This window comes from Aliidiomarina iranensis (assembly GCF_003987135.1).
Lineage (GTDB): Bacteria > Pseudomonadota > Gammaproteobacteria > Enterobacterales > Alteromonadaceae > Aliidiomarina > Aliidiomarina iranensis.
Genome location: NZ_PIPJ01000021.1, coordinates 1 through 2,400, shown reverse-complemented (window position 1 = coordinate 2,400; position 2,400 = coordinate 1). Strand labels below are relative to the sequence as shown.

The 2,400-nt window shown below is 45.7% G+C and carries 4 protein-coding genes; all 4 read right to left on the bottom strand.

Annotated elements, in window-relative coordinates:
- Nucleotides 1-199: 199 nt before the first annotated feature.
- The gene (locus CWE08_RS11990) at nt 200-667 is read right to left on the bottom strand and encodes a hypothetical protein (protein ID WP_126768513.1); all 468 of its coding nucleotides are present in this window, start codon (nt 665-667) and stop codon (nt 200-202) included.
- Nucleotides 668-672: 5 nt separating this feature from the next.
- Nucleotides 673-954: an ECs_2282 family putative zinc-binding protein gene (locus CWE08_RS12345; RefSeq protein WP_126768511.1), complete on the bottom strand. Its 282-nt coding sequence runs from the start codon at nt 952-954 to the stop codon at nt 673-675.
- Nucleotides 955-1,067: 113 nt separating this feature from the next.
- A complete protein-coding gene (locus tag CWE08_RS11980) occupies nt 1,068-1,466 on the bottom strand; it encodes a hypothetical protein (protein ID WP_126768510.1) in 399 nt (132 codons plus the stop codon).
- Nucleotides 1,467-1,539: 73 nt separating this feature from the next.
- A complete protein-coding gene (locus tag CWE08_RS11975; protein WP_126768508.1) occupies nt 1,540-2,259 on the bottom strand; it encodes a DUF4145 domain-containing protein in 720 nt (239 codons plus the stop codon).
- Nucleotides 2,260-2,400: the final 141 nt, after the last annotated feature.

The following is a 2,400-nucleotide window of genomic DNA, read 5'->3' as shown; positions in this document are numbered from 1 at the left end:
TATTGCAATAACCCAAGACATTGCCGGGATTGATCGCAGCCAGCTCCGGGGTCATGATTATGATCTATCAGCATATCGCTCTGAAATTATTGCCGCAGTCGATTTTGTACTCTCTGGTATATAACGCAAAGCTTTGCGGAAATTTTTGAGCCGCGTAGCGGTGGAAAAATTGTCCGGCAACAGCGGCTGGTTATATGTACTAAAGAGTTGCATGGACAACCTTTTCAAACGATTCGCCTTCAGCATTCATCCAATGCAGCCGTATTGCTTGCTTACGCTTGGTTTGCATTACGAATGAGGCAATCAACTCCACGGATTGTCCCGGTTCCATTGCTTCCATTGGAAACTTTTCCTCCAAGTCGGAATTCATGATGCAGTCATTACCTTCAGGAAATTCAAGGCTAACCTGATATGCCGTTGCTTTACCTTTATTAAAGACCTTGAGGCGGTGCTTTTTGCTGCCTAATGTAATGAAATTTGCGCCGAGCTCAGCTGAATTGGCGCTTTGCGCCTCCCTCTTTTCTTTATCAAGCATTAGCTCGTTCAATTTACGCTGAACTTCGATCAGTTCTTCTTCTTTCTTTCGCAAACCACGCGAACGCCAGGTCGCATAACCTGAAAATAATAGCGCTATAGCAGCAATTACCTCACCTAGAGATACATCCATAACACCTACTTAAACTTTATGTTTTTGTTTCCGCGGAACGCTTTTTTCAGGGACTTCCTCATCTCTTTGGCTACGTCGTCTGCGGCTTGCTTACCTATTTCCTCCATATGCTCGTTTATATTTTCTGAATTTTCATGGATGAGTTCGGCCTTTGTTACTTCCCGATCACAGGATATGCAACGAACCATTGAGTGATCATCCTCAAGGGTTTCGTCATACTCAAATTGTGTTGCTCCACAAGTAGGGCAATGCAGCGAGACATTCCGGTCATACTTTTCAGAGTTCATAACTCCCCCTCGGCTGACACCATATAACGCCCCAAGCATGGGCATATTTTGCGTTTTGAGTGCAGCGAAGCAAAATATGTCCCACTGCCTTGAATTGTTAGGTGACATTGACGCTACAAACTGGCAGTTTGAATTTCGATTTTATACCCTACTACTTTCCCTTTTTTGTCGAAAAGTATACTACCAACTACGTATGATTTTAGGAACAAACGCTTAGCAAAACGAAAGGGGCCTTCTTGTACTTTAATCCAGGACCAGACTTCTACTTCATGATTGTTGATTTGGCTCTTCAACGGGATGTCTAGATAATGGTGCTCATACAGTTCAGTGGCCTCGCAGTTTGAGGAAAAGGCAATTTTTACATCTTCTCGGTCGGTCCCCATAGGCGCAAGACTCTGCAATACTTCCTCCACCCGGGATTGGTCTGCGAATCGGAGACAGTATTCCGCATTAGCACTGGCACTGGCATTGAAAAGAATCACTATGCATAGAATGTTGAGCTTCATCGCCATAGCTATCACCTAACGCCCGCATTTGCGGCTGGTTTGGAGCGTAGAGGAAAACCAGTCCGGCAACATGCGTTTGTTAGCTCTCGCTCTCTTCAGTTTCAACTTGACGGTCCTCTTCGGGAACTCTCCCAGCTTCTCTTAACAGCGCCAAAACCGATTCGCGATCATCATAAAAATCTTCAAGGATTCTCTGACAGTAATGCCTTGCAGCCTCAACATCTTCCTCTGAAATTTCATGCCAATCATCGTGTAGAACATCGTTACCGAGAACTCTAATCTCATCATGTGCTCGGCGCTTTCTTGCTTGCGTTATGACACCATCTTCAGCGGCTGCTTCAATTTGTTTATACAGATTGGATTCCTGCTTAGTTTTATAGCCATTAGCACGTAGAGTTTTATCAAGCACAGAACGAATTAGCCCAGCCGCAGCTCGAATGCACATGTTCTCCAAGCACGTTTCAGCCTCACGAAACTCTGTGACGATACCCTGAGGTACCGAATGTGGGACAGGTAACCGCTGCTTAGCTTCTGGAAAAAACCTAATAAGGCGATTGTATGAACCAGGATAATTTCCTCCGCCGCCCATTTTAACAACACCAAATGCCCCAATCCCGCAGCCGGCACATTTAAAGAGCCTGTAAGAAACTACGCAGTCTGACCAGTAATGATCTTCTTCTCTTCTTTCGTGGGCTCCAATTTCGCGACCATCCACCTTCCATTCGAAGGTGCTTCTACCACCTCGACAACCAGGGCAATAGCTGACAATGGAGCCTTCTTTTTCATTTAAATCTGCCATGGTTCTCCTTTTGAGCTAACGCTCGAAATAACCGGCGTGCTTTAGCGCGTCCGGCGCCGACGGCGCGTAGTTCATTGACTTGTTATGTTTCATCCACACCGAGCTCAGAGGCTTTCAATAACTGACTGCTGCGACGAACCG